At 61.9% G+C, this 20,061-nt stretch carries 22 protein-coding genes; 16 read left to right on the forward strand and 6 right to left on the reverse strand.

What is annotated here, in order from left to right; all coding sequences use genetic code 11:
- Positions 1-17 precede the first annotated feature (17 nt).
- The 16 genes from BLJAPNOD_RS08250 (at position 18) to ureG (ending at position 11,301) form a co-directional block, all read left to right on the forward strand.
- Positions 18-362 carry a DUF6867 family protein gene (locus BLJAPNOD_RS08250; protein ID WP_077503259.1) on the forward strand — a complete coding sequence of 115 codons (345 nt, stop codon included), beginning with the start codon at positions 18-20 and terminating at the stop codon, positions 360-362.
- Positions 363-477: 115 nt separating this feature from the next.
- Entirely contained in the window at positions 478-1,596 is a 1,119-nt protein-coding gene (locus tag BLJAPNOD_RS08255) for a branched-chain amino acid ABC transporter substrate-binding protein (RefSeq protein ID WP_025428142.1), read from the forward strand.
- A 320-nt stretch (positions 1,597-1,916) separates the two neighbouring features.
- Positions 1,917-2,891: a D-glycerate dehydrogenase gene (locus BLJAPNOD_RS08260; RefSeq protein ID WP_115419473.1), complete on the forward strand. Its 975-nt coding sequence runs from the start codon at positions 1,917-1,919 to the stop codon at positions 2,889-2,891.
- Positions 2,892-3,044: 153 nt separating this feature from the next.
- On the forward strand, positions 3,045-3,878 hold the full coding sequence (locus BLJAPNOD_RS08265; protein ID WP_115421194.1) for an urease accessory protein UreD: 834 nt from the start codon (positions 3,045-3,047) through the stop codon (positions 3,876-3,878).
- A 25-nt stretch (positions 3,879-3,903) separates the two neighbouring features.
- Complete coding sequence (locus BLJAPNOD_RS08270) at positions 3,904-4,206, forward strand: urease subunit gamma (RefSeq protein ID WP_115419474.1); 303 nt, start codon at positions 3,904-3,906, stop codon at positions 4,204-4,206.
- Between the two features lie 12 nt (positions 4,207-4,218).
- The gene (locus tag BLJAPNOD_RS08275) at positions 4,219-4,473 is read left to right on the forward strand and encodes a DUF1272 domain-containing protein (protein WP_077503262.1); all 255 of its coding nucleotides are present in this window, start codon (positions 4,219-4,221) and stop codon (positions 4,471-4,473) included.
- Between the two features lie 18 nt (positions 4,474-4,491).
- On the forward strand, positions 4,492-4,797 hold the full coding sequence (locus BLJAPNOD_RS08280) for an urease subunit beta (protein ID WP_077503263.1): 306 nt from the start codon (positions 4,492-4,494) through the stop codon (positions 4,795-4,797).
- Positions 4,798-4,799: 2 nt separating this feature from the next.
- Positions 4,800-5,222, forward strand: coding sequence for a lysozyme inhibitor LprI family protein (locus BLJAPNOD_RS08285; RefSeq protein ID WP_077503264.1), 423 nt, complete (start codon positions 4,800-4,802; stop codon positions 5,220-5,222).
- Between the two features lie 5 nt (positions 5,223-5,227).
- Positions 5,228-5,872: a Urease operon accessory protein gene (locus BLJAPNOD_RS08290; protein ID WP_115419475.1), complete on the forward strand. Its 645-nt coding sequence runs from the start codon at positions 5,228-5,230 to the stop codon at positions 5,870-5,872.
- A gap of 4 nt (positions 5,873-5,876) precedes the next feature.
- Entirely contained in the window at positions 5,877-7,589 is a 1,713-nt protein-coding gene (ureC, locus tag BLJAPNOD_RS08295) for an urease subunit alpha (protein WP_115419476.1), read from the forward strand.
- A gap of 7 nt (positions 7,590-7,596) precedes the next feature.
- Positions 7,597-8,298, forward strand: a complete 702-nt coding sequence (locus BLJAPNOD_RS08300; RefSeq protein ID WP_115419477.1) for a TIGR02117 family protein — start codon at positions 7,597-7,599, stop codon at positions 8,296-8,298.
- A gap of 192 nt (positions 8,299-8,490) precedes the next feature.
- Entirely contained in the window at positions 8,491-9,030 is a 540-nt protein-coding gene (locus tag BLJAPNOD_RS08305) for a peroxiredoxin (protein ID WP_077503268.1), read from the forward strand.
- A 95-nt stretch (positions 9,031-9,125) separates the two neighbouring features.
- The gene (locus tag BLJAPNOD_RS08310; RefSeq protein WP_115419478.1) at positions 9,126-9,422 is read left to right on the forward strand and encodes a putative quinol monooxygenase; all 297 of its coding nucleotides are present in this window, start codon (positions 9,126-9,128) and stop codon (positions 9,420-9,422) included.
- A gap of 1 nt (position 9,423) precedes the next feature.
- Positions 9,424-9,897 (forward strand): urease accessory protein UreE, encoded by a 474-nt coding sequence (gene ureE / locus BLJAPNOD_RS08315; RefSeq protein ID WP_115419479.1) that lies wholly within the window; start codon positions 9,424-9,426, stop codon positions 9,895-9,897.
- A complete protein-coding gene (locus BLJAPNOD_RS08320) occupies positions 9,890-10,561 on the forward strand; it encodes an urease accessory protein UreF (protein WP_115419480.1) in 672 nt (223 codons plus the stop codon). The genes ureE and BLJAPNOD_RS08320 overlap by 8 nt, the downstream gene beginning before the upstream one ends.
- Positions 10,562-10,689: 128 nt before the next feature.
- Complete coding sequence (gene ureG, locus BLJAPNOD_RS08325) at positions 10,690-11,301, forward strand: urease accessory protein UreG (RefSeq protein WP_115419481.1); 612 nt, start codon at positions 10,690-10,692, stop codon at positions 11,299-11,301.
- A gap of 103 nt (positions 11,302-11,404) precedes the next feature.
- On the opposite strand, the gene BLJAPNOD_RS08330 is transcribed toward ureG, so the two are convergent.
- The 6 genes from BLJAPNOD_RS08330 to BLJAPNOD_RS08355 form a co-directional block, all read right to left on the reverse strand.
- Positions 11,405-12,085, reverse strand: a complete 681-nt coding sequence (locus tag BLJAPNOD_RS08330; protein ID WP_115421195.1) for a Crp/Fnr family transcriptional regulator — start codon at positions 12,083-12,085, stop codon at positions 11,405-11,407.
- 133 nt (positions 12,086-12,218) lie between these two features.
- Positions 12,219-15,533 (reverse strand): efflux RND transporter permease subunit, encoded by a 3,315-nt coding sequence (locus tag BLJAPNOD_RS08335; RefSeq protein ID WP_115419482.1) that lies wholly within the window; start codon positions 15,531-15,533, stop codon positions 12,219-12,221.
- 14 nt (positions 15,534-15,547) lie between these two features.
- Entirely contained in the window at positions 15,548-16,735 is a 1,188-nt protein-coding gene (locus BLJAPNOD_RS08340; protein WP_115421196.1) for an efflux RND transporter periplasmic adaptor subunit, read from the reverse strand.
- Positions 16,736-17,267: 532 nt separating this feature from the next.
- Complete coding sequence (locus tag BLJAPNOD_RS08345; RefSeq protein ID WP_115419483.1) at positions 17,268-18,260, reverse strand: ABC transporter substrate-binding protein; 993 nt, start codon at positions 18,258-18,260, stop codon at positions 17,268-17,270.
- A 50-nt stretch (positions 18,261-18,310) separates the two neighbouring features.
- Positions 18,311-19,180 carry an ABC transporter permease gene (locus tag BLJAPNOD_RS08350; protein ID WP_115419484.1) on the reverse strand — a complete coding sequence of 290 codons (870 nt, stop codon included), beginning with the start codon at positions 19,178-19,180 and terminating at the stop codon, positions 18,311-18,313.
- A complete protein-coding gene (locus BLJAPNOD_RS08355) occupies positions 19,177-20,061 on the reverse strand; it encodes an ABC transporter permease (protein ID WP_115419485.1) in 885 nt (294 codons plus the stop codon). The genes BLJAPNOD_RS08350 and BLJAPNOD_RS08355 overlap by 4 nt, the downstream gene beginning before the upstream one ends.

Consider the following 20,061-nt stretch of genomic DNA (forward strand, 5'->3'; position numbering starts at 1 on the left):
CATCTGGAGTTTGTGACATGCAGGGTATTCTCTACGAAGAAGTGTCGATCTGGCAGTTTCTTTTCATTACCTGTGTTCTGGGCGGCTGGACCGCGTGGAGAACGGGAAAGAGCGTCGCCGAAGGCTGGGAGGAGCTTCCGCGCCTCTTTGTGTACGTGGCGCTTCTGGGGCTTGGTATCCGCTTTGTGCACCACGCCCTCTTCGAAGGCACGATGTTCAGTCTGCATTACTATATCGTAGACACGGTCGTACTTTTGTTGTTTGCTACCATAGGTTTCCGGTACTATCGGACCAAGCAAATGACCAATAACTACTATTGGCTCTATGAGAAGGCTTCGCCTTTCTCCTGGAAAGCCAAATAAAGGGAACAGCGCGCGCCGGCCGCCGCGGCCGGTGCGAAAGAAATACCGGCGCGAATTACGGTGGGCATTGCGCAGGTTGGTAACGAGACCCGCTCGGATAATTGGGAGTAACAAAATGAAAAAGTCTCTTCTGTCGGCCGTTGCCCTGTCGGCGATGGTCGCTTTCAGCGGCACCGCATGGGCTGATATTCTCGTTGGCGTTGCTGGCCCGCTGACGGGCCCGAACGCTGCCTTCGGCGCACAGCTGCAGAAAGGTGCCGAACAGGCTGCTGCAGACATCAATGCTGCCGGTGGTATCAATGGGGAACAGATCAAGGTTGTGCTCGGCGACGACGTTTCCGACGCCAAGCAGGGCGTTTCGGTCGCCAACAAGTTCGTTGCTGACGGCGTGAAGTTCGTTGTCGGCCACTTCAACTCGGGCGTGTCCATCCCGGCTTCCGAAGTCTATGCAGAAAACGGCATCCTGCAGGTAACGCCGGCTTCCACCAACCCGCAGTTCACCGAGCGCGGCCTCTGGAACACCTTCCGCACCTGCGGTCGTGACGACCAGCAGGGTGCCGTTGCCGGCGCCTTCCTTGCTGCCAACCACAAGGACGCCAAGATCGCCGTCATTCACGACAAGACCCCGTATGGTCAGGGCCTTGCCGATGAAACCAAGAAGTCGATGAACGAAGCCGGCCTCAATGAAGCCCTCTATGAAGGCATCAACACCGGCGACAAGGACTTCTCGGCTCTTATCGCCAAGATGAAGGAAGCCGGCGTCTCGATCGTCTACTACGGCGGTCTGCACACCGAAGCCGGCCTGATCATGCGCCAGATGAAGGACCAGGGCCTCAAGGCCACCCTGATGTCGGGCGACGGTATCGTTTCGAACGAACTGGCCTCGATCGCCGGCGACGCTGTTGACGGCACGCTGATGACGTTTGCTCCGGATCCGCGCAAGAACCCGGCTGCCAAGGAACTCGTCGAAAAGTTCCGCGCTGCCGGCTTCGAGCCGGAAGCCTACACGCTCTACGCCTACGCTGCGCTGCAGGTTGTGGCTGAAGCTGCCAAGGCTGGCGGCACCACCGACCCGCAGGCCGTTGCCGAAGCGATCAAGGCCAAGGGCCCGTTCAAGACCGCCATCGGCGAACTCGGCTATGACGAAAAGGGCGACATCACCCGTCCGGACTACGTCATGTACACCTGGAAGAAGGGTGAAGACGGCAAGTACAGCTACTTCGAAAACGAGTAAATCTCGCTTCGAGGTTCGCTGAACCACGTCAGAACTTCGAAAGCCCGGCGAGCGATCGCCGGGCTTTTTGAATCCGCGAGGGTTTTTCGGCGGATAGCCAGCCTGTTTCAGACACAGCGCCCGCGCTACCGCATAACGCTTTTGGATCAGACCCGATTTAAGGATGAAATTGGCTCGCGGAGCCAAAGTGTGACGGCATCTTTCGTGCGTCATCTTTGACGCGCGATGCTGTAGGCCCCTGCTCGGGACGCTTCGCGGGCTGTCCCGCGATGCCATTTCGTGCACTATCGCCGAACGATTCTGTTTTCTGAGGTTGTCCCATGAGTTCCAAGCCGCGCATTCTCGTCACCCGCCGTTGGCCGCAAGCGGTGGAGCGCGTGCTGGCCGAGCGGTTCGATGTCGTCTTGAACCAGGATGACGTGCCCATGTCGGCCGATCAATTGGCGCAGGCGCTGTGCGACTTCGATGCCGTGCTTCCGACCGTTTCCGACCGCCTACCGGCAAGCCTGTTTGAAGGAGCCGGCATCAGGGCAAAAATCCTCGGCAACTATGGCGTCGGCTACAACCACATCGATGTGGCCGCCGCCAAGGCCGCCAACATCGTTGTTACCAACACGCCCGGCGTCCTGACCGATTGCACTGCCGACATCGCCATGACGCTGATGCTGGCCGTCGCCCGGCGTGCGGGCGAGGGCGAGCGCCAGATCAGGGCGGGCGAATGGACCGGCTGGCGGCCGACGCACATGATCGGTAGCAAGGTGACCGGCAAGACGCTGGGGATCATCGGTTTCGGCCGCATCGGCAAGGCGATGGCGAAACGCTGTCATTTCGGTTTTGACATGGAGGTGGTGTTCTACAACCGCTCGCGCGTCGATGCGGCGGAAGCCGCGCGCTATGGTGCCCGTCAGCTCGATACCGTTGACGAGGTTCTTGCGGTCGCCGACTTTGTTTCGCTGCATTGCCCGGGTGGCGGCGAGAACCGGCGCCTCATCAACGCCGAACGGCTGGCGAAAATGAAAAAGGCAGCCTATCTCGTCAACACCGCGCGCGGCGACGTGGTTGACGAGCCGGCGCTGATCGAGGCGTTGAAGACCGGCGTGATCAGGGGCGCCGGTCTCGACGTGTTCGAGGCGGAGCCGAATGTACCGGCCGGGTTAAGGGCGCTCGAAAACGTCGTCCTGCTGCCGCATCTGGGCAGTGCGACCGAGGAAACGCGCGTCGCCATGGGCATGAAGGTGGTCGACAACATCACCGCCTTCTTCGAAGGCCGAGAGCCGCCGGATCGCGTTGCCTGAGACAGTGGCTGTTTGATGGGCATTGGCTGCACAGAAACCGGCCTCCGTGCCGTTTTTCTTTGCAAAACAATAGCTTGACTTGAAGGTACGGGATGCTGACGATAGCGACGTTCTCGGGCCGTTTCGGCCTGTGAAGCATTTCGGCGGATGGTCATGAGCAATGCGGCAATCATCGCCCCGCAGCGGGCGTTCGGAAAAGGCCGGCTGGTCGCGAAAGCGGCCGTCGGGCGCACGCGCATTGCCGAACTTTACCAGGAAGGCTGCGCCAAGATCCGGCTGCCGAAAACCTTCGACAGTTCGATGGAAGCCGTGCTGATCAATTCGTCGGGTGGGCTCACCGGCGGCGACCGCATGGCCTGGGAGATCGAAGCGGGTGCCGCGACCGAGCTGACCGTCACCACGCAGGCCTGCGAGAAGATCTATAAGGCAAGCGCCGGCACGGTCGACGTCACGACACGGATCGACGTGGCGGCGGGCGCACGGGTCGACTGGCTACCGCAGGAGACGATCCTGTTCGACCGTGCATCGCTGACGCGCTCGCTCGACGTCCAGCTTGACGACGGCGCGACATTTCTCGCCGTCGAGGCCGTACTGCTCGGCCGCAAGGCGATGGGTGAAGCGATGCAGGCGGGCCTCTTTCGCGACCGCTGGCGCATTCGCGTCGATAACAGGTTGCTGCACGCGGAAAACCTGACCTTCGCCGACGATATCGCCGCCCTTGTCGCCCGCACCGCCGTCTTGGACGGGAGCGTGGCATTCGCGACGCTGCTTTACACCGGACCCGATTGCGAGTTGCTGCTGCCGCAGCTGCGCGCACGCGTCGAAACGCAATCGGGGGCTGGCATCAGTCACATCAAGATCGGTGGTCGCGACAAACTGGTCGCACGCTTTGCAGCCGCGGACGGCTTCTCGCTCAGAAAAATCCTCATCCCGATCATTTCGCACTTGCGCAAGCAAAAGACAGTGCCGAAAGTCTGGGTTCTCTAATCCGCAATCAAACCGGTGGCGACGCATGAATCTTACCCCGCGCGAAAAGGACAAGCTGTTGATTTCCATAGCCGCGATGGTTGCCCGTCGCCGCCTGGAGCGCGGCGTCAAGCTCAACCATCCAGAAGCGATCGCGCTGATCACCGACTTCGTCGTCGAAGGCGCACGTGACGGCCGATCGGTTGCGGAGCTGATGGAAGCGGGCGCCCATGTGATCACCCGTGCGCAGGTGATGGAAGGGATCGCGGAGATGATCCACGACATCCAGGTGGAGGCGACCTTCCCTGACGGTACCAAGCTCGTCACCGTGCACGAACCGATCCGCTGAGGAGGTTGGAACATGTTGGCACTACGCCCGAACTGCGAATGCTGCGACAAGGATCTGCCGCCCGACAGCCGCGAAGCGATGATCTGCACCTTCGAGTGCACCTTCTGCGCCGAGTGCGTCGAAGGCAAGCTCGGCGGATCCTGCCCTAACTGCGGCGGCGAGTTTACCCGTCGCCCGGTGCGACCCGCCGCGCTGCTTGTGAAATATCCGGCATCGACCGAGCGGGTGCTGAAGCCGCAAGGCTGTGCTGACGCCGACGCGGCTTGAGAGGGGAGCGAGCAAGACATGATCCCAGGGGAAATCATTGCCGCAAGCGGCGAGATCGAACTCAACCACGGGCTGGAGACGGTAACCATCGAGGTTTCCAACACCGGCGACCGGCCGGTGCAGGTCGGCAGCCACTATCATTTTGCCGAAACCAATGCCGGGCTCGACTTCGACCGCACCGCTGCTCACGGCAAGCGGCTCGATATTCCTGCGGGCACGGCTGTGCGTTTCGAGCCGGGACAGAAAAGACAGGTCACACTCATTCCGCTTTCGGGCAAGCGCGAGGTTTTCGGCTTCCGCCAGAAGGTCATGGGAAAGCTTTAGGGATGAAAATCAGAACCACGATTATCGCCGGCATATTGCTGCTTGCGGCGTCGCCGGCTCTGGCGCAGGAGGATGATATCAATTGCGCCAACGCAATGACGCAGGCGGATATGAACATCTGCTCTCACAGGGATTATGAGGCGGCCGATACCGAACTCAATACGGTCTACAAGCAGACTGTTGTGGCGATGCGGGCCAAGGACAAGGAACTGGGCGATATCAGCGCCGATTATGTCGGTGCGGAGGAGGCGCTGAAGAAGGCGCAGCGCGCCTGGATCGGCTATCGTGACGGTCAGTGCGAGCTTGCCGGCTTCGAGGCACGTGGCGGTTCAATGGAGCCGATGCTCGTCTCCGGCTGCCTGGCGCAGCTGACCACGACACGCACCGAGGAACTCAAAGCGCTGCTCGAGCCCACAGAGAACTAGCCCAGATGTCTCGCCGCACCATCATGATCGTCGGTAATGGAGATGTGCCGGAAGGCGCTGCCGCAACGATCGACGCGGCCGATGTCGTCATCCGCTTCAACGATTGCCGGTCGGTTGGAACGGGTGGGACGAGGACCGATATCGTCGCAGTCTGCAATACCGGCCGGCCGGCGCTTGCGATGCTCGGCGGTGGACGCTGGAAGAACAGCGCCGCTGTACGGCAGGCGCGCGAGATCTGGAGCGTGCGGTCGGGTGAGAAGTTTGCCGGCATGCGCGCGGAATTGGCTGAAACACACCCGGATCTCGACGATTTCTGCGACGATTACACCGCTGGTTTCGAGAGTTTTGCCTCTGCGACGGGTCGCGCCCATCGGGTCATCTCGATCGCTGCGCACGAGCAGCTGGATCAGGACCTGTCGCGGTTCGCGCCCGGCCCGTATGTCGTTCCGTCGAGCGGCATGGTGGTGATTGCCGACGTGCTGTCCGGTTTTGTGTCGGCCGACGACGCGGTCATTCTGGCCGGCTTCGGCCATGCCGGCTGGGCGCTACATCCCTTCGCCGCAGAGCGTCGCTATGTCGAGGCGCTTGCGGCCGAAGGCCGACTTCGCCGTCTTTCCCCTTCATCTTCAGACTTGTCCCAAGGAGCCTGAACCCATGCCCTACAAGATGTCGCGCGCGGCCTATGCCAACATGTTCGGCCCGACGGTCGGCGACAAGGTTCGGCTCGCCGACACGGAGCTGTTCATCGAGGTGGAGAAGGACTTCACCACCTATGGCGAGGAAGTGAAGTTCGGCGGCGGCAAGGTCATCCGCGACGGCATGGGCCAGAGCCAGGTGACGCGGGCGGCAGGCGCCGTCGATACCGTCATCACCAATGCGCTGATCGTCGACCACTGGGGCATCGTCAAGGCGGATATCGGGCTGAAGGACGGGCGCATCGCGGCGATCGGCAAGGCCGGCAATCCCGACATGCAGCAAGGCGTGACGATCATCGTCGGCCCCGGCACGGAGGTGATCGCGGGCGAAGGCAAAATCGTTACCGCCGGCGGCATGGACAGCCACATCCACTTCATCTGCCCGCAGCAGATCGAGGAAGCGCTGATGAGCGGGCTCACCTGCATGCTCGGCGGCGGAACAGGGCCCGCGCACGGGACGCTTGCAACCACGTGCACGCCCGGCCCGTGGCATCTCGCCCGTATGATCGAGGCGGCGGATGCCTTTCCGATGAACCTTGCCTTTGCCGGCAAGGGCAATGCCTCGCTTCCCGGCGCGCTGGTCGAGATGGTGCTTGCGGGTGCCACATCGCTGAAGCTGCATGAGGATTGGGGCTCGACACCGGCTGCCGTCGACTGCTGCCTCAGCGTTGCCGACGACTACGACGTCCAGGTGATGATCCACACCGATACGCTGAACGAGAGCGGCTTCGTCGAGGATACCATTGCTGCAATCAAGGGCCGCACCATCCATGCCTTCCACACGGAAGGCGCTGGTGGCGGCCATGCGCCCGATATCATCAAGATCTGCGGCCAGCCCAACGTCATCCCGTCGTCGACCAACCCGACCCGGCCCTACACCAAAAACACGCTCGCCGAGCACCTGGATATGCTGATGGTCTGCCATCACCTGTCGCCGTCGATCCCCGAGGATATCGCCTTTGCCGAAAGCCGCATCCGCAAGGAGACGATCGCCGCCGAAGACATCCTGCACGATATCGGCGCTTTCTCGATCATCTCGTCCGACAGCCAGGCGATGGGTCGCGTCGGCGAGGTGGCGATCCGCACCTGGCAGACGGCCGACAAGATGAAGCGCCAGCGTGGCGCACTGCCACAGGAAACCGGCGACAACGACAATTTCCGCGTCAAGCGCTACATCGCGAAATACACCATCAACCCGGCGATCGCCCATGGCCTCAGCCACGAGCTCGGCTCGCTCGAAGTCGGCAAGCGCGCCGATCTCGTCGTCTGGAACCCGGCCTTCTTCGGCGTCAAACCCGATCTGGTGGTGATCGGTGGCACGATCGCGGCGGCCCCAATGGGCGACCCCAATGCCTCGATCCCGACGCCGCAGCCGGTGCATTACCGGCCGATGTTCGGCGCTTACGGCAAGAGCCGGACGAATTCCTCCGTCACCTTCGTGTCGCAGGCCTCGCTCGATGCGGGGCTTGCTGGAAGGCTCGGCGTCGCCAAGCAACTCGTTGCCGTCAGGAACACGCGCGGTGGTATCGGCAAGGCGTCGATGATCCACAACAACCTGACGCCGCATGTCGAGGTCGATCCGGAAACCTACGAGGTGCGCGCCGATGGCGAGCTTCTCACCTGCGAGCCGGCAACCGTTCTGCCGATGGCGCAGCGTTACTTCCTGTTCTGACGCGCGAATGCCAGCGGTTCGAAAAGGCGGCATCATCAGGGTCTTCAAGTGGATTGCTTATGGAGTGTTGGCGCTCGTCTTGGCTGTCGTGCTCGGAACCATCGTCCCCCGGCCATTGCTCCCGAAAACGGCGACCGCCGCGGCAGCGACTGCCGCCGGCGAACGTATCCTGATCCTCTCCGGCCCGATCCACACCGATATCGCCATCCCGCTCAACGACGAGACCCGGGCGATGTTTGCCTTTGCCGGTGAGGCGGGCGTGTCGCTGGATCATCCGGAGGCGCGATGGCTGATTTTCGGCTGGGGTGGCCGCTCGTTCTACCTGGAAACGCCGACGTGGTCGGAGCTGAAGCCGATGCCGGTTTTTCGGGCGCTGACGATCGACCGCTCGGTGATGCATGTGGATATCGCCGGTCCGATCGTCGAGCCACAGCCGTCGGTCACAAGCGTCGATCTCGATCGCGTCGATTTCGACAGACTCATGACATTCATCTCTGAAAGCTTTGCAAGGAACGGCGCCGCCGCCGTTCCGGTCGAAGGCTTTTCCTATGGATACGCCGACCGCTTCTTCGAGGCGGAGGGTACGTTCAACGCACTGTTCGGCTGCAACACGTGGACGGCGAGGGCTTTGCGCGAAGCGGGCTTGCGGACGGGGCTGTGGAATCCCCTGCCATCGACCCTTGGCCTGTCGTTGCGGCTTCATAACTGAGGCATTGCTGCGTTCGGTACGGCCGCCAGAGGCATGCGCTTGCCGCATGGCTGCCATGCCCGCGGGTGAATTGCCGCCTTTCGTGCTGCACTGCAGCGGAATTTCCGGTAGGAAGCGGGCTGATATTTTCCTCGATCGCGATTGTTCTTCAGGGCCGCTCGCGATCGAGTGCCCGCACTGAAGGAGATGACCATGCTCGGCAGAAAAGTACCCTCTGTAACGTTCCGCACCCGCGTTCGCGATGAAGCCGTCGGCGGCTCCAACCCGTTCCGTTGGCAGGACGTTTCCTCCGACGATTACTTCGCCGGCAAGCGCGTCATCCTGTTCTCGCTCCCGGGCGCTTTCACGCCCACCTGCTCGACCTTCCAACTGCCCGACTTCGAAAAGCTGACAGCCGAATTCAACGCTGAAGGCGTCGACGAAATCTACTGCATCTCGGTCAACGATGCCTTCGTCATGAATGCCTGGGGCAAGTCGCAGAACCTCGAAAACGTCAAGCTGATCCCGGATGGCTCGGGCGAGTTCACCCGCAAGATGGGCATGCTCGTCGCCAAGGACAATCTCGGCTTCGGAATGCGCTCCTGGCGCTACGCCGCTGTCGTCGACAACGGTGTTGTCGTGCAGTGGTTCGAGGAAGAAGGCTATTCCGACAACTGCGACAGCGATCCCTACGGCGTTTCCTCGCCGCAGAACATTCTCGAGACGCTGAAGTCGCAGAAGCTCGCAGCCTGATCAGGCTGGCGAATGGGCCGATTTTTGAAACCCCGGTGCTAGCGCCGGGGTTTTTTATTGCTACACTGTGAGATGAAAAAGATGTCGAGGGTTCAATGGTTTACATTATCGCTTATCTGACGGCACACGCGGGCAAGGGCGCGGAAGTCCTGCCGCTGGCCGCACCGCTGATCGAGGCCACGCGTCGCGAGGCGGGCTGCATCGGCTACGAAATCTATCAAAAGCCTGCCGACCCCGATACGCTGGTGTTCGTCGAAACCTGGAAGGACAGGGCCGCGGTCGACGCGCATTTCGCCGAACCGCATCTGAAGGCCTTTCAGGCCGCAATGGCGGATCTGCTGATCGAGGCGCGCATCGAGCTTGTGCATCCGGAAAAGGTCGAGGTTCTCTGAGATGCCCTATCGTTCGACCGAGGTGCTTTCGCCCGGCCCCAAGGATAAGGCGCCCTTGCACAGCATCACCTTGAGCCACGACGCGCGGCATCTGCGCCGCAAGCTGCTCCATCTCGAAAACGACGATGTCGTCATGCTCGACCTCAAGGAAGCGGTGATGCTGGCCGACGGCGACCTGCTGGTGCTCGACGGCGGCGGCCATATCCGCATCGTCGCGGCAGCCGAAGCGCTCTATGAAATCCGGCCGCGCGATCCGCTACACCTCGTCGAACTTGCCTGGCATCTGGGCAACCGACACCTGGCGGCACAGATCGAGACCAGCCGTATCCTGATCTCGCGCGATCCGGTCATCCGGGCGATGCTCGAGGGACTGGGGGCGACGGTCGCTGATATCTCGGAGCCTTTCCATCCGCTGCGCGGCGCTTACCACGCAGCCGGCGGCCACGATCACGGCCATCATCATCACCATGGCTGAACGGATCGACACGCAGGCGCTGCTTCGCCTCGTGGCCTGGCTGTCACCTGCATTTCCGGTCGGCGCCTTCTCCTATTCGAATGGATTGGAGCAGGCGGTTCACGATGGTCATGTCAGCGATGCCGAAAGCCTGCGACGATGGCTGGAGGCGCTGATTTGCCACGGATCCGGCTGGAATGACGCGGTGTTGCTCGGCGAGGCCTATCGCGCCTTCGATGATCCGCTGCGCCTTGCATCCGTCATAGACTTGGCCGAAGCGATGGCGACGAGCCGCGAACGGCACATGGAAACCATGCTGCAGGGTGAGGCGTTTCTGGCCGCAGCGCGGCATTGGCCGCATCCCGTCTTTGGGCGGCTGGGTGAGGGCGTTGCCTATCCGGTCGCCGTCGGTGCCGTTGCCGGCGCCCACACGACAGGTCTTGAGCCGGCGATTGCCGCCTATCTGCATGCGTCGGTTTCGAACGCCGTATCGGTGGCAATCCGCTGCGGCGTTACCGGTCAACGTGACGGCGTCGGCCTGATCGCAGCCCTTGAGCCGACGATCGCGACGGTTGCCCGAAAGGCAAGCGCCGCATCGCTCAACGACCTTGGCTCGGCCACGATCACGGCCGATATTTCATCTCTCCGGCACGAAACCCTGCAGTCCCGGCTTTTCCGCTCCTAGAGCATTCCCAGGAAAGGCGCGAAGCGGTTCTCCGTGAGGGATACGGCAAGACAATGAGAAGAGGGGTTTCGCCGCCCAAAGCGGAAACTCCTCCGGAGCGTGCGCTCTACCTGCGAAAGGAACGTCATATGGCATCGAAGAATGGTCCTCTGCGTATCGGCATCGGCGGGCCTGTCGGCTCCGGCAAGACAGCGCTGACCGACAAGCTCTGCAAGGCGATACGGGAGAAATACTCGGTCGCCGTCGTGACCAACGACATCTACACCAAGGAAGATGCCGAGGCGCTGGTGCGCATGCAGGCACTGTCGTCCGATCGTATCGTCGGCGTGGAGACCGGCGGCTGCCCGCACACGGCAATCCGCGAGGATGCGACGATCAACCTGCAGGCGATCGCCGATCTCAATCGGCGTTTCCCCGATCTCGATGTCGTCTTCATCGAATCCGGCGGCGACAATCTCGCTGCCACTTTCTCACCCGATCTCGCCGACCTGACGATCTATGTCATCTCCGTTTGCCAGGGCGAGGAGATCCCGCGCAAGGGCGGGCCTGGGATCACCAAGTCCGACCTGCTCGTCATCAACAAGCGGGATCTCGCGCCCTATGTCGGTGCAGACCTCGACATCATGGATCGCGATGCGACCCGGATGCGGGCGGAAAAGCCTTTTGTCTTCACCGACATGAAACGCGGCGACGGTGTCGACCGGATCGTCGATTTCCTGACGTTGCACGGCGGGCTCTAAGGTCCGAGCAAGGTGGGCGGCAAAGCGATCCGCGACAAGGCAATCGCATCGTCGCTATCACGGGGAATCGGATGCAGTTCTGATGTGAGATTGTCTGTTGTCGCTAGAAGCGCTCCAGCGCCTGGCGGTCATGGATCTCGATCATGCGCCCCTTGACGGTGACGCCGGAGCGGCGAAGCGCCGAGAAGGCACGCGAGAGCGCCTCCGGTGCCAGGCCCAGCTTGCCGGCCAGCACATTCTTCTGGAACGGCAGCCGGAACGAAAAGGTGGTCGAGCCATCCGGGCAATGGCCGAGTATGTAGCTCGCGACACGCTGAGGTGCCGTCAGCAGGCGGTCTTCCGCAAGGCAGTCCTCGGCCATCTGACCGTGCCGGCAGAGCAGCTCCATCAGGGCCTGGGCGATATCCGGATATTGTTCGGCGAGCCTGCGCAGATTGCGGCTGTCGAGGCGGGCAATGGTCGAGGACCCGATCGCCTGCGCGTTGGCAGTGGCGCGGTTGCCGAGAAACATGGCGTTTTCGCCGAAAAGCTCACCCTTGGGGAAAACGGCGATGTCGGCCTCGCGTCCATCCTTGCCGAGCCGATAGACGCGAACGAGACCGGACAGGACGCAGAAGACGCTGTCGACGGGTTCGTCCTGCTGAAACAGGATGTCGTGTTCCTCGTGGTTGGTTACCACGGCGCCTTCGAGAATGGCATCAGACGCTGCCGCTGACAGCTTCTCGAAGAAGCGGGAGCCGAGCAGCACCGCTTTGTCATTCGAGTTCAATCGCAAGGTCTTCATCGCACCGGCCCTAAACAAAAGTCGCATCAGGGTAGCCGGGCTTTTGAAACGTGAATTGACCTCGATCAAACAATTCTCACAAATAAGCCCGCACCGGTGGGTGTGGGCCCGATTGTCGGGTGATTTGTGCCGGCTATTCGGCGGCAAGCGCCGGATGGTTGATCACCTTGCCGGTGGACTTGCCCTTCGGCTGGCCGTCCTCGATCGTCTTCAGGCGCTCTTCCAGCCCCTCGATCGTCTTGCCCTGGTCGTTGACGAGTTCGGTCAGCGCCTCGCGATCAAGCGGCAGGTTCTCCTCGTCCTTCTTGCCGACGAAGCGGCCGAATGCCCAGGCGAGCAAGCGCGACAGATCGTCCATGATCAGGAAGAAGGACGGGACCACGACGAGGCTGAGCACCGTCGAGACGATGATGCCGCCGATCACCGCGATCGCCATCGGCGCACGGAACGAACCGCCTTCGCCGACGCCGAGCGCGGAAGGCAACATACCTGCCGACATGGCGATCGAGGTCATGATGATCGGGCGGGCGCGCTTGCGGCCCGCTTCGATCATCGCCTGCGTGCGCTCCATGCCATGATGCATCATCTCGATGCCGAAATCGACCAGCAGGATCGCGTTCTTCGTGACGATGCCCATCAACATCAGGATACCGATGAGAACCGGCATCGACAGCGAGTTCTGTGTCATGATCAGGCCGGCTGCGACACCGCCCATGGCAAGGGGCAGCGAGAACAGGATGGTGAAAGGCTGGATCACATCCTTGAACAGCAGGATCAACACCACGAGCACCAGCATCAGGCCGAGCAGCATGGCGTTGACGAAACTTACCTGCATCTCCTCCTCAACCTCGGCGTCACCGCTCTTGAGGAGTTGCACGGTGCTTGGCATCTCGGCTTCGGCCGCTATCTGCTCGAAGCGAGCCGAGGCGGTATTGAGCGCCACGCCGATTGGGAGGTCCGCGCCAAGTGCCACGACGCGGTTGCGATCGTAACGTTTGATCGAACTCGGGCCTTCGGAATAATTGATGTCGGCAACACTCGACAGCGGCACCGTCGAGCCTGAAGCGGTCTGGATCTTCAGGTTGCGGATCGCGGCGATATCCGTGCGGAAGTCGCGATTGATCTGAACGCGGATCGGGATGAGCCGGCCGTCGAGGGCAATCTTCGTCAGGGCCGCGTCGATGTCGCCGATGGTGGCAACGCGGATGACTTCCGAGATCTGCGCGGTGGTGATGCCAAGGCGCGACATCTGCTCGTCCCGCGGACGGATCTGCAATTCCGGACGGGGCAGGGCACCGTCAGGGCTGACATTGGCCAGCAGCGGATCGCTGCGCAGCTTGGCTTCGAGAATGGCAACGGCCTGGTCCAGATCCTTCTCGTTGTTCGAAAGCAGGTTAAAGGACAGCTCTCGCTCGCCGCGGTCGTTGAGCTTGATCACCCGGACGTCGGGCAAATCGCGGACGCGGGCAAAGATTTCCTTTTCGATCTGCGCCTGAGGAATGATGCGGCCTTCCGGTTCAAGCTTCGGCAGATATTGGCCGATGACCGGCAGGCGGCCAAGCACGTCGTTGACGATCTTGTTGAGAAGCGAGTGGTCGCGCTTTTCCAGCAGCACCGTCACCGTGGCCCGGCGCAGTTCCAGGTCGCCCTTGGGCGAGGCGCCGCCGAGCACGAAGACGCTTTCCACGCCATCGAGGTCCTTGACCCTTTCGTAGATTTGCGCCGTCGTGCGGTCCGTGTCCTCGAGCATGGCGTCCGGCGCCAGTTCGACCGACAGGCTGACACGCGAAACGTCATCCGGAGGCAGGAACCCGCCCGGCACGAACATGAAAAGTGCGACTACGGATGCCACGGTCACGCCGATCGCGACGAGCACCGTCAGATAGCGCATGTACCAGCGCTTCGTCGTCGCATGGACCAGACGCGTATACTTGCGCATCAGGTAGCCGTCTTCGAGTTGATGTGCTTCCAGCTTGGATGGACGCATCAGATAGGCGGCCATGACGGGCGTGATCAGCCGCGCAACCAGCAGCGAGAAGAACACCGAGACGGCCACGGTCAGGCCGAACTGGATGAAATACTGGCCAACGATGCCCGGCATGAACGATACCGGTATGAAAACCGCGATGATCGTGAAGGTGGTGGCGATAACCGCAAGGCCGATTTCATCCGCCGCCTCGATTGCCGCCCTATAGGGCGTTTTGCCCATATGGATATGCCGCTCGATGTTCTCGATCTCGACGATCGCGTCGTCGACGAGAATGCCGGTTGCCAGCGTTAGCGCCAGGAAGCTGACGAGATTGAGCGAGAAGCCGAGCAGTTCCATGACCCAGAAGGTCGGGATCGCCGAGAGCGGCAGGGCGACGGCGCAAATCAGCGTGGCGCGCCAGTTGCGCAGGAACAGCATGACGACGATGACGGCAAGCAGTGCGCCTTCCATCAGCGTGTGCAGCGCGGCTTCGTAGTTGCCGTAGGTGAAGTAGACGGAATCGTCGACCATCTCGATGGTGACGTCAGGGTTCGCTGCCCTGATCTTCTCCAGTGACTTGGCGACGGTCTCGGCAACGCTGACTTCGCTGGCGCCCTTGGCGCGGAAGACGGCGAAGGTCACGCCGGGGTTGCCGTTGAACCGCGAGAAGGAGCGGGGCTCCTCATAGGTATCGCGCACCGTGCCGAGCTCGGAAAGGCGAACGAAGCGGCCGCTCGGAACCGAGATCATCGTGTTGGCAAGTTGATCGACATTGCGGGCGTCGCCGAGTGTGCGGATTGCCTGTTCGCTGCCGCCCACCTGGCCGCGGCCGGAGCCCAGGTCCATGTTCATGCGGCGGAGCTGGGCATTGACGTCAGCGGCGGTGATCCCCAGCGAATTCAGCCTGTCTTCGTTGAGCTCGACACGGACTTCGCGGTCGGCGCCGCCGTAGCGATCGACGCGGCCGATGCCGCTCTTGCCCTGAATTTCGCGCTTGATGACGTCGTCGACGAACCAGGAGAGTTCTTCGAGCGACATGCCGGGTGCGGAGACGGAGAAGGTCTGGATCGCCTGGCCCTCGACGTCGACCTTGGAGACGATGGGCTCCTCGATCGACGTGGGCAGGTCGCCGCGGACACGGTCGATGGCGTCCTTGACGTCCTGCACGGCCTGCGTCGTGGGCACCTCCATGCGGAAGATCACGGCCGTGGTCGATGTGCCATCGTTGATCGTCGACTGGATATGGTCGACGCCGGTGACGCTGGCGACCGCGTCCTCGATTTCCTTGGTGACCTGGGTTTCGAGTTCGGCCGGCGAGGCGCCGCTCTGCGCCACGCTGATCGAAACGATCGGCACGTCGATGTTGGGGAAGCGGGTGATCGGCAGGCTATTGAACGACTGATAGCCGAGCACCATCAGCACGAAGAAGGCGAGGATCGGAGCGATCGGATTTCGGATGGACCAGGCTGAGAAATTCATGGTCACGGTTCCTGTCAGTTGGTCGCTGGTTGCGCTGATTTGACGGGGTTGATGCGGTCGCCGTCGCGCACATAGGCGCCGGCCCGGGCCACGACCTGTTCGCCGGCCTTCAATCCTTCGACCACCTCGACGAACTTGCCGTCGGAGATGCCGGTCTTCACCGGGATGATGTTCACCACGCCGTTGTCGACCTTGCGCACGATGGTCTTGCCGTCCTCGTTGGTAACCGCTGTTTGCGGCAGAACGACAGCGGTCTTCTCTTCGGCGGTGATGATGGCGTTGGCATACATGCCCGAGCGTGCCTTGGCTGTGTCCTTGAGGCTGATGAACACGGTGCCGAGGCGGGAAACGGGATCGACCGTCGGGGCGATCAGGCGGATGGCGCCCTCGACCTTGGTGTTCCCGCCGGCAAGCGTGATCGTCGCCGGCTGGCCGACGGCAAGCTTGATGATGTCGGCTTCAGCGACATCGGCTTTCATCTCGATCGCGCCGTCGCGGATCATCGCAAACAGCGGTTCGCCGCTGCCATTGGCGATCGCGCCGATCTTGGCGTTTTTGGCGGAGATGACGCCGGCGACCGGGGCCTTGACCTCGGTGCGGGTGAGGCGGAGATCGATGTCGTCGATCTGGGCCTGCGCCACCTTGATATCGGCATTGGATACGGCAACGGCCTGTTCGGCGGAGCGGACGCGGGCGCGGGTGGCGGCCGCAAGTGCGCGGACACGATCGGCCTCTGCGGTCGAGACGGTGCCGTTCTTGGCAAGCTCCGCGTTGCGATCGCTGACGCGTGTCGCTTCCTCGGAATTTGCCTTGGCTTCGCTGAGCTGTGCGTTGAGTTGTGCAAGCCCGGCTTCCGCCTTGGCGAGCGAAGCCTCGAGCTGGCTCTTTTCAAGCCGCAGCGCGTCATCGTTGAGAACGACCAGCACGCTGCCTTCTTCGACCTTGTCGCCGATGTCGACATTCAGTGAGCGGATCGACAATCCTTCAACCAGGGGCGCGACATAAACCTGTTCCACCGCCTGTATCGTCCCGGTTGCAACGACCCGATCGCTGATCGACTGATCGACGGCTTCTGTCACGACGATTGATGGCAGGTTGTGCGCGGGCTGAGCCTTGGCTGCGTCCTCGGCAAATGCACTTGAAAAAGGGGCAATGATCATCGCAGCGCAAACGCTGAGAGCAGGTATTACTTTGTGAGCCATCGGCTTTACAATCCCGGCAACGGAAACGACATAAAGAGGATCTGTGCCTTTCAAGGCCGGATCCCTGCACAATCAAGCGATTATCAGTTTCGCCGACACCTGTTTTCGCCGACCAGCGAAACAAGGCATAGGCGCACGGCCATTGTATTCATGCGCCGCTCACACGGTATCAGACCGTGAGCGCAGGCAGAACTGGGACCTAATCCCGCAGGCAAGACATTCGGAAAATGAACTCCTCCGTGTTGCTTGCCTCCAACAAACATCCGCGCCTATGTAATCTTGACATCATGTGCTTACAAGTGCGGTGAAGTGATGGTTCCTCAATATTTCTCGCGTTCTGCAGTCTTGGTTGCAATCTCGACACGATCTTGACAATTGAGGCGCATCAACCGCCCGTTGGCCTCGAATTGCCACCCCCACGCCCGGACATTCGAGGCAACCCTGGCGGGCCATGAACGGCTTGCACGGAAACGGAAGAGGGCCGCGCGATTGCTGTCGCGCGACCCTCTTCTATCGTTCAGTTCGTTTCTTCTTATTTCAGAGCCGCGTCGGTGATCTCATGCGTCCAGGCGCCTTCCGGCTCCTTGGAGATAACGGGATCGGAACCGCCGGAAAGCAGAGACTGCACGGTCCGCTTGTAGTCGGCTTCATCGAGCGCGCCGTTCGAGCCGGCGGTCAGCTTGGCGACTTCACCCATCATGCGCTTCTGGTGTTTTTCCGTCTGGGCACCGGTGGAGTCGTTTTCGAGAACGATGCCGGCTGCTTCATCCGGGTTCTCCTCGGCGTATTTCCAGCCCTTCATCGAGGCGCGCACGAACTTGACCATCTTTTCCTTGAAGGCCGCATCCTTGAGCTTGTCTTCGAGCACGTAGAGGCCGTCTTCGAGCGTCGCTACGCCCTGGTCCTCGTACTGGAAGGTAACGAGATCGTCCGGCTTGATGCCGGCATCGATGACCTGCCAATACTCGTTGTAGGTCATGGTCGAGATGCAGGCCGCCTGTTTCTGGATCAGCGGATCGACGTTGAAGCCCTGCTTCAGAACGGTCACGCCTTCCGGCCCGCCATCCGTCGGGATCTTCAGGTGCGACATCCACGACAGGAACGGATATTCGTTGCCGAAGAACCAGACGCCGAGGGTATGGCCCTTGAACTTGTCCGGGCTGGTGACGCCGCTTTCCTTGAGGCAGGTCAGCATCATGCCCGACTTCTTGAATGGCTGGGCGATGTTGACGAGCGGTACGCCTTTTTCGCGGGTGGCAAGGGCCGAAGGCATCCAGTCGACGACGACGTCGGCACCGCCACCGGCAATCACCTGCGCGGGCGCAATATCCGGGCCGCCCGGCTTGATGTCGACGTCAAGCCCTTCCGCTTCGTAGAACCCCTTGTCCTTGGCGACGTAGTAGCCGGCGAACTGCGCCTGCGTGACCCATTTCAGCTGCAGCGTCACCTTGTCGGCGGCCTGGGCATGGAACGCTGTAAGCGAAAAGACGCCTGCGGCGAGAAGCGATGCAAGTCTCTTGTTCATGTCAGTTCCCTCTTGTTTTTGCTTCATTGTCTTTGAAGTGCTGCGTGTTCTCAGGCCCGCCCTCCGCGAATGGAAGGATGCCAGAAGGTGACGGCGCGCTCGATGAGCGCCACCACCCCGTAGAAAGCCGAACCTGCCACCGCCGCGACGGCGATTTCGGCCCAGACCATGTCGACGTTCATGCGGCCCACTTCCGTGGAGATCCGGAACCCCATGCCGACAATGGGTGTCCCGAAGAATTCGGCGACGATGGCGCCGACCAGCGCCAGGGTGGAGTTGATCTTGAGTGCGTTGAAGATGAACGGCCAGGCGGCCGGCAGCCGCAGCTTGATCAGCGTCTGCCACCAGGAGGCGGCATAGGTGCGCATCAGGTCGCGCTCCATGTGGCTGGACGCTGCCAGTCCGGCGATGGTGTTCACCAGCATCGGGAAGAACGTCATGATGACGACGACGGCGACCTTGGACTGCCAGTCGAAGCCGAACCACATGACCATGATCGGAGCGACGCCGATGACCGGCAGGGCCGAGACGAAGTTGCCCAGTGGCAGCAGCCCCTTTTGCAGGAACGGCGAGCGGTCGATGAGGATGGCAACGACGAAGCCGAGACCGCAGCCGAGCGCATAACCTGTCAGTACCGCCTTCAGGAACGTCTGGCGGAAATCGGCCGCCAGTGTCGGCACCGAGTTGATCAGGCGCAGCCAGATCATCGACGGTGCCGGCAGCAACACCGAGGGCACGGAAAAGCCGCGCACGATGCCTTCCCAGAGTACCAGGAGCGTGATGCCGAAAAGGACCGGCACGGCGAAGTGCGCCGCCCGATTGGCCGCTTCGCTTTGAAAGCGCTGGCGCACCAGCCATTCGTTGAACGCCCAGGCGGCAAGCCAGAAGACGATGGCACCAACGAGGATCGGTAGGTTCATGGCTTGGCCCCCATGCGCTTGAGGACGGCGGTATGCGCAAAGCCGACAATCATGACGAGGACCGCGGCAAGCGCTGCCGCCATGAACAGGGCCGACCAGATCTGCACCGTCTGGCCATAATAGGAGCCGGCGAGCAGGCGGGCGCCGAGGCCAGCGACGGCACCGGTCGGCAACTCGCCGACGATCGCACCGACGAGCGAGATCGCCACGGCAACCTTCAGCGAGGTGAAGAGATAGGGCATCGACGACGGCCAGCGCAGCTTCCAGAAGGTCTGTGCCTTAGAGGCGTTGTAGGTGTGCATCAGGTCGAGCTGGATCGCCTCGGGGCTGCGCAGGCCCTTCACCATACCGACGACGACGGGGAAGAACGAGAGGTAGGTCGAGATCAGCGCTTTCGGCAAAAGCCCGGAGATGCCGATCGCGTTGAGGACGACGATGATCATCGGCGCGACGGCGAGGATCGGGATCGTCTGGCTGGCGATCACCCAGGGCATCAGCGACCGGTCCATCGCGCGGTTGTGCACGATGCCGATGGCCAAGAGAATGCCGAGCACGGCACCGATGCCGAAACCGAGCAGGGTGGCCGAAAGCGTGATCCAGGCGTGATAAACCAGACTGCGCTTCGAGGTGATCGGCTTGTTGACGGTCGTGTCCCAAATCTCGGCGATCACCTGGTGTGGCGCCGGCAGGACCGGTCGCTCCTGCGCCATGGTGTTGTGAACGATCTGCGAGAAACTGATCTCGGTGCCGGCGCGGGCAGCCGTGTCGCGCTCGAACGGCGCGTTCAGGAACACGACCGCGATGTACCAGATCACGATCAGCAGCGCCACGACGGTGCCGACGGGCAGGAGTTTGTCTCGAACGAAGCTTTCCTCGCGCAT

The organism is Ensifer sp. M14 (assembly GCF_003355565.1).
GTDB lineage: Bacteria > Pseudomonadota > Alphaproteobacteria > Rhizobiales > Rhizobiaceae > Ensifer.

What these genes read in the sequence shown, in the direction of transcription:
- BLJAPNOD_RS08250 (WP_077503259.1), top strand. Translation starts at nt 18, where the DNA reads ATGCAGGGTATTCTCTACGAAGAAGTGTCGATCTGGCAGTTTCTTTTC.
- BLJAPNOD_RS08255 (WP_025428142.1), top strand. Translation starts at nt 478, where the DNA reads ATGAAAAAGTCTCTTCTGTCGGCCGTTGCCCTGTCGGCGATGGTCGCT.
- BLJAPNOD_RS08260 (WP_115419473.1), top strand. Translation starts at nt 1,917, where the DNA reads ATGAGTTCCAAGCCGCGCATTCTCGTCACCCGCCGTTGGCCGCAAGCG.
- BLJAPNOD_RS08265 (WP_115421194.1), top strand. Translation starts at nt 3,045, where the DNA reads ATGAGCAATGCGGCAATCATCGCCCCGCAGCGGGCGTTCGGAAAAGGC.
- BLJAPNOD_RS08270 (WP_115419474.1), top strand. Translation starts at nt 3,904, where the DNA reads ATGAATCTTACCCCGCGCGAAAAGGACAAGCTGTTGATTTCCATAGCC.
- BLJAPNOD_RS08275 (WP_077503262.1), top strand. Translation starts at nt 4,219, where the DNA reads ATGTTGGCACTACGCCCGAACTGCGAATGCTGCGACAAGGATCTGCCG.
- BLJAPNOD_RS08280 (WP_077503263.1), top strand. Translation starts at nt 4,492, where the DNA reads ATGATCCCAGGGGAAATCATTGCCGCAAGCGGCGAGATCGAACTCAAC.
- BLJAPNOD_RS08285 (WP_077503264.1), top strand. Translation starts at nt 4,800, where the DNA reads ATGAAAATCAGAACCACGATTATCGCCGGCATATTGCTGCTTGCGGCG.
- BLJAPNOD_RS08290 (WP_115419475.1), top strand. Translation starts at nt 5,228, where the DNA reads ATGTCTCGCCGCACCATCATGATCGTCGGTAATGGAGATGTGCCGGAA.
- ureC (WP_115419476.1), top strand. Translation starts at nt 5,877, where the DNA reads ATGCCCTACAAGATGTCGCGCGCGGCCTATGCCAACATGTTCGGCCCG.
- BLJAPNOD_RS08300 (WP_115419477.1), top strand. Translation starts at nt 7,597, where the DNA reads ATGCCAGCGGTTCGAAAAGGCGGCATCATCAGGGTCTTCAAGTGGATT.
- BLJAPNOD_RS08305 (WP_077503268.1), top strand. Translation starts at nt 8,491, where the DNA reads ATGCTCGGCAGAAAAGTACCCTCTGTAACGTTCCGCACCCGCGTTCGC.
- BLJAPNOD_RS08310 (WP_115419478.1), top strand. Translation starts at nt 9,126, where the DNA reads ATGGTTTACATTATCGCTTATCTGACGGCACACGCGGGCAAGGGCGCG.
- ureE (WP_115419479.1), top strand. Translation starts at nt 9,424, where the DNA reads ATGCCCTATCGTTCGACCGAGGTGCTTTCGCCCGGCCCCAAGGATAAG.
- BLJAPNOD_RS08320 (WP_115419480.1), top strand. Translation starts at nt 9,890, where the DNA reads ATGGCTGAACGGATCGACACGCAGGCGCTGCTTCGCCTCGTGGCCTGG.
- ureG (WP_115419481.1), top strand. Translation starts at nt 10,690, where the DNA reads ATGGCATCGAAGAATGGTCCTCTGCGTATCGGCATCGGCGGGCCTGTC.
- BLJAPNOD_RS08330 (WP_115421195.1), bottom strand. Translation starts at nt 12,085, where the DNA reads ATGAAGACCTTGCGATTGAACTCGAATGACAAAGCGGTGCTGCTCGGC.
- BLJAPNOD_RS08335 (WP_115419482.1), bottom strand. Translation starts at nt 15,533, where the DNA reads ATGAATTTCTCAGCCTGGTCCATCCGAAATCCGATCGCTCCGATCCTC.
- BLJAPNOD_RS08340 (WP_115421196.1), bottom strand. Translation starts at nt 16,735, where the DNA reads ATGGCTCACAAAGTAATACCTGCTCTCAGCGTTTGCGCTGCGATGATC.
- BLJAPNOD_RS08345 (WP_115419483.1), bottom strand. Translation starts at nt 18,260, where the DNA reads ATGAACAAGAGACTTGCATCGCTTCTCGCCGCAGGCGTCTTTTCGCTT.
- BLJAPNOD_RS08350 (WP_115419484.1), bottom strand. Translation starts at nt 19,180, where the DNA reads ATGAACCTACCGATCCTCGTTGGTGCCATCGTCTTCTGGCTTGCCGCC.
- BLJAPNOD_RS08355 (WP_115419485.1), bottom strand. Translation starts at nt 20,061, where the DNA reads ATGCGCGAGGAAAGCTTCGTTCGAGACAAACTCCTGCCCGTCGGCACC.